This window comes from uncultured Legionella sp. (genome assembly GCF_937871865.1).
Lineage (GTDB): Bacteria > Pseudomonadota > Gammaproteobacteria > Legionellales > Legionellaceae > Legionella.
Genome location: NZ_CALMPD010000037.1, coordinates 1 through 7721 on the forward strand (window position 1 = coordinate 1; position 7721 = coordinate 7721).

Below are 7721 nucleotides of genomic sequence, written 5' to 3' on the forward strand. Positions count from 1 at the left end.
TTGTTGTAAAAGGTGGGCAACGCGCGCCCAATCAATGGCCTTCCCCTGGACGTCTGCATCCGTAATGCCGGTCACTTTGGTGACTTCGGCAGGGATGGGTTTTCCAGGATTGTTGAGCTCATTGTATTGCGCAACCACGCTATGAATGCCATCGGCAGAAAACGAAAAGCTCAACATACCGAGCTCAATTATTTCGTGTTGGCTTGGATTGAGTCCCATGGTTTCTAAATCCACAATGGTTGCAATAAAAGTTCGCTCCTCAGAGGGTGTGTGATGAGGCAACGACTGCGGTACTCGTTTTAAAACCAGGTAATCAGGGTGTTCTGATAGGGTGCGCAAAGAAGATTCAATCATGAAGTTAACTCAAAAATGCCTGCTGTATCACCGCATTATAAAGGCGTTTATAGGTTTTAAACAGCATTGTCGTCTAAAGAGATGGGCTTGATTGCATCAGCCAATTGATAGCGCCAATGGTTCATTTTAGGCGTGACAGGATACACCGCCATCTCCTTACGCTCATAAGGCACGAGTACAGCTTTCAATGGGGCTGCATCCGTGCACTGGGTATCGAGCCAAATAAGTTGCTGCTCTTTATTTAAAATAACGGGCATGCGGTCATGAAAACGCGCAACTAAAGAATTGGCTGATGTGGTGATAAGACAGCAGGAGTGAACCACCTCGCCAGTCGGTGCTTGCCAGGTATCCCACAGCGCCGCAACGGCGAATAATTGATTGCTGCTGGAGTGGATGTAATAGGGTTGTTTGTGTCCTCCCACAGACAGCCATTCAAAATACCCACTCATGAGCACGATGCCTCTTTTGTTTTTAAAGCTGTTGCGAAAGGCGGGCTTAGTAGCAACCGTTTCAGCCCGTGCATTAATCAAGGGGGGATTGATTTTTTTATCGCGCGCGTAGTGTGGAATGAATCCCCAGGTGAACCATTCCGCATCAAGGTGCTCATGTGCAGGCGTGGGCAGCAAAATGAGCACGTTTTGGGTGGGCGCACAATTAAACGATGGGCTAAACTCAGGAATATGGTCTACCCGAAACTGGGTTTTAATCTCTTTGACTGATGTGCCCAAAGCAAATCGACCACACATTAGTGCACCCGTTCAATGCGACTCTTAGTTACAGTGTAGCTCACCTGGCAGAAGCCATCACAGGATGTACTGCCTGCAGCAAAAGAACGTTGAATGGCAATATGGTCAAAAATTTTTCACCCATTCACTTCTTTTGCCCTTTTATTATTCGAGATCAATCAGGTGCTCCAGGTCACGCTGCTGCTTTAAATAAGAACGGATGATTTGAGTGTCGTCGTGAGTGGCTGTGGCAGTAGTGCAGAGTTGTCGCCAGTGCTTTAATTCATGCGCTACTCCCACGGAGCCCAGATGCCGCCATTGATGCACGACCGTAAATTGGGTGAGGCTTTGCACGGAACAATGCTCTTTTATCGCAATGGCTCCCTTATACGGCCACACGGCTCCTTGATATTCTTTTAGCGCGCCTAATAAACGCCCGTTGTAGTGCTCATGAGGCTCTTCTTGAATGCACGCACCCTGACAGCGTTTGAGCTGATAAGAAAAACACGCCCCACTCCCCTGCTCTAAATCACTCAGCTTGGGACACAAATCGTGATTTTTTATCAACGCCAGTAAAACGCGCTTTGCAGCAGCCACACTGCGAAACGCACCATAAATCCCCTGCTGCTTTAATTCCGATTCTGCCTCTACCCGTTCTCGCACGACAGACAGGGTCAAGTAGCCGTGTTGCTCGCCTACTTTAAAGCCCGCAAGCACGGTTTGGCGCCGTAATCGACGATTATAAACCGGCATGTGCTCTTTAATCATCTGTGATTCAAGCAATAAGGCGCTCAATTCTCCTGCAGTTGGAATAACCTCCACCCGCACCACCTGTTGGCTTAGCGCAAACTCTTTAGCATGGGCATGGTCACCTGAAAAATGCGACAACACGCGTTGACGTAAGGTAACGCTTTTACCAATGTACAAAGGCAATGAATTGTTCTCGCCATAAAAAACGTACACACCCGGAGTATCAGGCAGTTGCGAAACGTCTGTCGTTAATTTGGAAGGGATACTTGATTGCTGATAAAGGTTTTTAGCAACACTTTGGACGTGGGTCCAGGAATGCCGCGCTATCATCTTTTGCAGCACGGCATGTAAAGCCGCCACATCGCCTTGAGCGCGATGATGGCGCTCAAGGGGGATGTTTAGCGATTGGGTAATTGCTGCTAAATGATAATGGCGCTGATTGGGATAGAGTTGTTTTAGTAATTTAATGGTACATAATACTGGCGCCTGGTAGGTGATGTCGCATCGTTTAAAGGCGTTTTTGATAAACCCAAAATCAAAGCGCGCGTTATGGGCGACAAAAACACAGCCCTCTAAAACATCCAATAATTCCAAGGCGATGTCTGCAAACGATGGCGCATCACACACCAGCTCATTAGAAATACCGGTTAATGCGTTAATCGCATCAGGAATGGAGCGCTTAGGCTTAATCAAGCGATGCCAGGTGCGCACAATGCCCTCTTCGGTCATCACAAGCACTGCGATTTCGGTAATGCCATCCCTGGTAACGTGCAGGCCTGTGGTTTCTATATCAACCAGCGCCCATTGAAAAGAATGCGACATAAAGTCTCGGTGTGCGATTAATAAAGGGTGACGCGGGGAAGTTCAGCCCACCTCGTCGTATAGGCAGGGGATTTCAGCTCCGCGCGCATCGCCCAGGGCTTTGAATAGCCTTCCGCTGCGAGACGGATGGTGTTCCTGCCATACTTCTGATTGATTGTATCAAAAACGCGCATTAATTGTTCGGTTTGTTTCAAATCCTCATCCGATACCTGGTGAAACATATCCAATTGGCGCGGGTCTTTGGGAATTAAATCCTCCAGACACACCCCGGCTTTCTTATAATGATACCCGTTTTTGAAAATCTGCCTTAAGCAACGCTTGGCCATTTTGGTAATGACGCGCACATCATCCGTTGGATTAATCAATCGCACCTCTATCGATTGAACATACTGAGCCAAATCCTCACGAAAACGATTGGTATGCACAAACACGGACAGGCGCTGCGCCACAAGGTGTTGGGCGCGCAGTTTTTCTGCGGCGCGCGCGCAATGGCTGCTCACCGATTGGGCGACAGCAGAGAGAGTCGTTTGCATGGTGCCAAAGCTTTTCGACGACATAATGCTTTGCCTAGGCTCTGCTTCTTCAAGTCCACCACAGGGAATGCCCCTTAATTCCATGGCGGTGCGCATCAGCACCACATTAAACTTCTTTCGTAACAAATGGACGTTTGTTTGTGCCAAATCATAAGCCGTATGAATTCCCTGTCCCATCAGACGCTTGGTGTACTGCCGCCCTACGCCCCAGACATCCCCCGCCGCAATCTGCTGCAACAAAGGCGGGTGGTTGAGGTAAAACACCGGAATGTTCAGTACTTTTTTACACAAGAAATTAGCAGCCTTGGCCAGCGTTTTTGTTTTGCCAATGCCAATGGAGGTAGGAATACCGGTTTCTTTTAACACTTTTCTTTGCAGCATCGTACAAAAGGATTCTAATTGAGCTTCAGGAAGGGTGGACAAGTCTAAAAAGGCCTCATCAATAGAATAAATTTCCACATGCGGCCATTGCTCTTCAATGGTCATCATCACTCGATGACTGATGTCGCCGTACAGGGTGTAATTTGAAGAAAAAGCATGGATTTTATGCTGGCGGCACAGCCCTTTGATTTTAAAAAAAGGCTCGCCCATGGCGACACCCAATGCCTTGGACTCATTAGAGCGCGCAATCACACAGCCATCATTATTGGACAGCACCACAATGGGTTGGTGGCGCAAATCAGGACGAAACAAACGCTCACAAGACGCATAAAAATTATTGCAATCAATCAAGGCAAACATGATTACACCGGCCGATGCAACACAAGAGTCACCACACCCCAAATCACCACATCCTGCTCTTCGGTAATGTCTATGGGCTGAAATTTAGGGTTTGCCGGGACTAATTGCACCCGCTCTTTTTTACGAGACAAGCGTTTGACCGTCAGCTCCCCATTGAGTGCCGCAATAACAATTGAGCCGTCCACTGCCTGAAGACTCTTATCAACAAGGAGTACGTCCCCTTCAAAAATGCCTGCATCAATCATGGATTCCCCCGTCGCCGTGACTAAAAAAGTTGCCGAAGGATGCTTGATGTATTCTGCGTTTAAATCCAGATAGCGCTCAATATAATCATCAGCCGGGGAAGGAAAACCCGCTTGCACTTTACTGGAGTATAAAGGAACAGATAAGGGCTCGTTCTCTCCTGCAAGGGTCGCTAAGACATCTGATTCTCTGGACACAGGAATACGAATTGTTTTAGTAGACTCCTGATATTTTCCCGTGCCCTTAGGCCGACCAGCACCCGCTCTTTTGCCACCACGTGTCATTGAATAGACCTTTTTGATTCATGTTTCATTAATCATAGATGCATTTTTTAAGGCTGTAAACTACCGTTTTAGGCAGCGTTTCAGGCAATGAATCGTAAGTCTTCGATTTTACTCACAAAGCAGTAGGAAAAAAAATTCATCAAAGTTTCTCTCTCGTGTGAGTCACTCCTGTTTGGGGTGTCTTACACTGGGATGGGCGCATCAAAAGAGCAACGCGATAAGAAAAAGGGAGTGCCCCAAAGACACAGAGCATGTTGCCAACACCTTATTCGAGTAACTGATGGGTTCTTGATGAGTACCCCCATCAATTACTCGTGATCAGAGGGTTAATGAGTTCGTTTCGGGAGGAGGTGAATGCCACCATCCTGGACGTAAATTAGATAATTGATAACGTCTGAAGCCCCTCCCGGGATGTTTTTAAGCACGAAATAAACATCAGTAAATCGTTTTTCATCTGACACGCGTTCGGCAATTAATTTATTATCTTCCAAACGCAGCCAGTGAGGAACAGGAAATCCTGCTGCAAATTCAACCGTATAAGGAATGTCAGTAGGAACTACGGAATTGTTAGCGACAAAATCACAAAGGTAGGATTGTCCGCTGTAAAAATTGGGACAGATACTCTTATTCCGTGTAAAACGAGGAGTGAGATTTTTATTGATTCCAACGCTTATGAGAAGGGTCGCTTGCGCTGAATCACCGCCTGCGTTGGTATGAGCGTGTAGCCTGACTTCATAAGTAGTGCCCAGCACTTCAGGCTCATAGGGTACTGAACCTTTGATTTCTGTGCCGTATGCTGTTAGCCAAGGGGCTTCAGGATGAGTCGAGTCAATGATGATTTCCAAATCAGAACTGTGGGTCGGATCGGTTATATACCCGCGCAAATCCCGACGAAACCACTCCGCCACTTCTGCTGAATACTCGATGCCTTCTTTAATCATCGGTTTTTGGGTGGGATCAAAGACAACCGGGATAAGCAGTTCGTAATAGGTACTCCCTCCCGTATTGGATGAGGCAATGAGCCATAAACGCACCTTTTTGCCAGCCAGCTCGGCCGGGACATGACCATGTAACACCGAGTCCGCCTCATCAATATCTAACCAGGAAGGGTATTCATGGTTTTTTGAGATCTGAAACTGCACCTGATTCGACGTCATAAACGTGGGGTTCTGTTCCAATAAGTCCATCAAATTCAGTCGATACTCCTCGTTGGGTGCGGCACTTGGAATCATCACATCCTTTTTAAATATCGGTTTGTCTTTCGGATCACTGGAGAGGTTAATGGTTAAGTATGCAGGAGCTGAAGTCACGTGTTTGTTGTAGGCCCTTACTTCAAAAATATAGGTGCCGGTGCTGTTTGGCGTCCCCCTAAGAGAGAAAGTATCGGGATCAAAGGATAATCCTGCCTGCTCTGAAGGCGTCACCAGAAGTTGGGTGGGTTCTGCATCAGCCACAGCACTATTGAGCTGCTGCTCGACAGGAGGGCTGACACACTCCCCTTGTTCTGCGCACACCAGGGGATCACCTCCTGATGTGGGTCTATAGGCAGGGCTGTCCAGATCAAAACGAATGAAACAGCTTTGATTAGGATAGAGCATGAAAATACGTGCGCAATCCGCGTAGTCATAATCTAATAGGGTTAAACCAGGTGGAATAGGTGTTTTTAGCTGCAACGCTTTAATCGCAGTGCTCTGGGTATTCGTAATTTGGTAGGCAATTTCTGGCTTCTGCTGCACGTAGCGGGCAAAGTTAAAAAGAAACGGCGAATTAGCCTGTCCTCCTTGGTAAGGGATGAACCCCACGGATAGGGGTCTATGGACGAGTTCAACGTGGAACATCGAAGAGTTGCCTTGCGCGACCCCATGCATGAAACAAAAAAAGACCATGAAAAAAAGTCCTGTTTTTATTCTATGGTGGATACAATGAACTAACTGGTGCATAGTAATGATACGTACTCCTTATGTGGTTACATCCAATTAAAATCGGTTCCCTCCCTCATCACCGTCAATGAGCTGAACCATTCACGTCGTCTTTTTAACTCATGAAATGGCTTCAGCAATACCTGCTAAAAACACGCAGCAAGAGAGGCTTTTTTGTTGCTTTATTCCGACAACCCCTATTGAGCTTCAATAAATAAGGGGCTTAGGGTCGTTTCTTCGAAAGTGATAAGGTGTTCTTCAAAAGCGGGAAGATTCAAACAACGAGCTTTTTTTAATAACGTCGTTTTTTTAATTCCTCGCTGCAACAAAGGAGTTGCCCAATGGAGATACAGCTCATCTGCTGAAAAAATAAGCTTTAGCGCTTGGGGATGTTCTCTCAATAACACATCGATAGCGCAGGTGATAATCCATCTGTTGGTTGATTTTTTCCCGTTGGCAAATTGCTCTAACACGGAGGGAGGAATTATTTTATCGCGTTCAAACAGTTCTTTTGCTGCCAGTTCCAGTTTTTCAGATTTGCAGGTGATGCGATTAAGCTCCGTAAATAACGCCTGGATTTTTTTGGGGTCGATAGGATTTTTAGGCGATGCGTTCAGCTCGCCTCTGAGTTTCTTTTTTTTATAAATTTCTTCTCGATGAACTGAAACCTCAGACGGTGCGTCAATACCCAACTTAATGACATTGGATTGTGGGTTCGTTAACGGAGTAATACGAATGTGATGATTATTGAGATGCAGCACTAAGGTGCCTTCCAGCTCTATCGTCCTTATTTCCATGATGTCTCGCTTTAAACAACAGGCCTTCCTAATGAACGCCCTTATAGAATGTTCCATAAGGGCGCCATTCTAATCAGAACGAAGGGCGGATTCAACCTTATCATGCAACAAAGTGACGCTTAATCAGGTACTCGCCTCGATGAGTGACGCAAAATAAATGCATGATGAGCATACTTTGGCGCGCATTTACTATACACTATGGTTTTATTTGCCCCGTTAAAACACTGATGCCATCCCAGCTTATTCCATTAAATAAAGTACATTCCGAAGCAATAAAGAATACCCTCTTAAGAAGTGTACCCTTAATGCTCTCATTGGGTGTTATCGCCTACGTACTCTACCTTTTTGTTTTCCAGACCATTAATGTGGCCTTAGCCGTTTTTATTGGGGGATTAGGTACCTTTTATTTCATGCAGCATCAATTAAAAGCCCAGAGGAATGCAGAGCTTAAAGGGGTTATCGCTCATTGGAATTATTTCATCACTAAGTGCCTGGAGCGCAATGAGCGTTTTCAGACGCACAGGATGTCCTCTACTCTCAATCCCACGCATCC

General features: G+C 46.4%; 8 protein-coding genes. 1 reads left to right on the forward strand and 7 read right to left on the reverse strand.

The annotated features are described in order from the left end of the window. The 7 genes from Q0495_RS02230 to Q0495_RS02260 all read right to left on the reverse strand — a co-directional run. A partial coding sequence (locus Q0495_RS02230; protein ID WP_298622583.1) for an exonuclease domain-containing protein occupies positions 1–339 on the reverse strand: 339 nt, incomplete at its 3' end. Between the two features lie 71 nt (positions 340–410). After that, positions 411–1100 carry an SOS response-associated peptidase gene (locus Q0495_RS02235; RefSeq protein WP_298622584.1) on the reverse strand — a complete coding sequence of 230 codons (690 nt, stop codon included), beginning with the start codon at positions 1098–1100 and terminating at the stop codon, positions 411–413. 144 nt (positions 1101–1244) lie between these two features. Further along, positions 1245–2651, reverse strand: a complete 1407-nt coding sequence (locus Q0495_RS02240; protein ID WP_298622585.1) for a 3'-5' exonuclease family protein — start codon at positions 2649–2651, stop codon at positions 1245–1247. Positions 2652–2668: 17 nt separating this feature from the next. Continuing rightward, positions 2669–3925 (reverse strand): Y-family DNA polymerase, encoded by a 1257-nt coding sequence (locus Q0495_RS02245; RefSeq protein WP_298622587.1) that lies wholly within the window; start codon positions 3923–3925, stop codon positions 2669–2671. A gap of 2 nt (positions 3926–3927) precedes the next feature. Then, positions 3928–4452, reverse strand: a complete 525-nt coding sequence (locus Q0495_RS02250) for a LexA family transcriptional regulator (RefSeq protein WP_298622589.1) — start codon at positions 4450–4452, stop codon at positions 3928–3930. A 326-nt stretch (positions 4453–4778) separates the two neighbouring features. Next, positions 4779–6392 carry a hypothetical protein gene (locus Q0495_RS02255; RefSeq protein WP_298622591.1) on the reverse strand — a complete coding sequence of 538 codons (1614 nt, stop codon included), beginning with the start codon at positions 6390–6392 and terminating at the stop codon, positions 4779–4781. A 176-nt stretch (positions 6393–6568) separates the two neighbouring features. After that, entirely contained in the window at positions 6569–7225 is a 657-nt protein-coding gene (locus Q0495_RS02260) for a carbon storage regulator (RefSeq protein WP_298622593.1), read from the reverse strand. Positions 7226–7329: 104 nt separating this feature from the next. Here Q0495_RS02260 and Q0495_RS02265 point away from each other — a divergent pair. Then, positions 7330–7721, forward strand: a 392-nt coding sequence (locus tag Q0495_RS02265; protein WP_298622595.1) for a hypothetical protein, incomplete at its 3' end; no start/stop codon positions are given.

Coding starts and splice junctions, on each gene's coding strand:
- Q0495_RS02260 (WP_298622593.1), bottom strand. CDS start 7,225: ATGGAACATTCTATAAGGGCGTTCATTAGGAAGGCCTGTTGTTTAAAG.
- Q0495_RS02250 (WP_298622589.1), bottom strand. CDS start 4,452: ATGACACGTGGTGGCAAAAGAGCGGGTGCTGGTCGGCCTAAGGGCACG.
- Q0495_RS02240 (WP_298622585.1), bottom strand. CDS start 2,651: ATGTCGCATTCTTTTCAATGGGCGCTGGTTGATATAGAAACCACAGGC.
- Q0495_RS02245 (WP_298622587.1), bottom strand. CDS start 3,925: ATGTTTGCCTTGATTGATTGCAATAATTTTTATGCGTCTTGTGAGCGT.
- Q0495_RS02235 (WP_298622584.1), bottom strand. CDS start 1,100: ATGTGTGGTCGATTTGCTTTGGGCACATCAGTCAAAGAGATTAAAACC.
- Q0495_RS02255 (WP_298622591.1), bottom strand. CDS start 6,392: ATGCACCAGTTAGTTCATTGTATCCACCATAGAATAAAAACAGGACTT.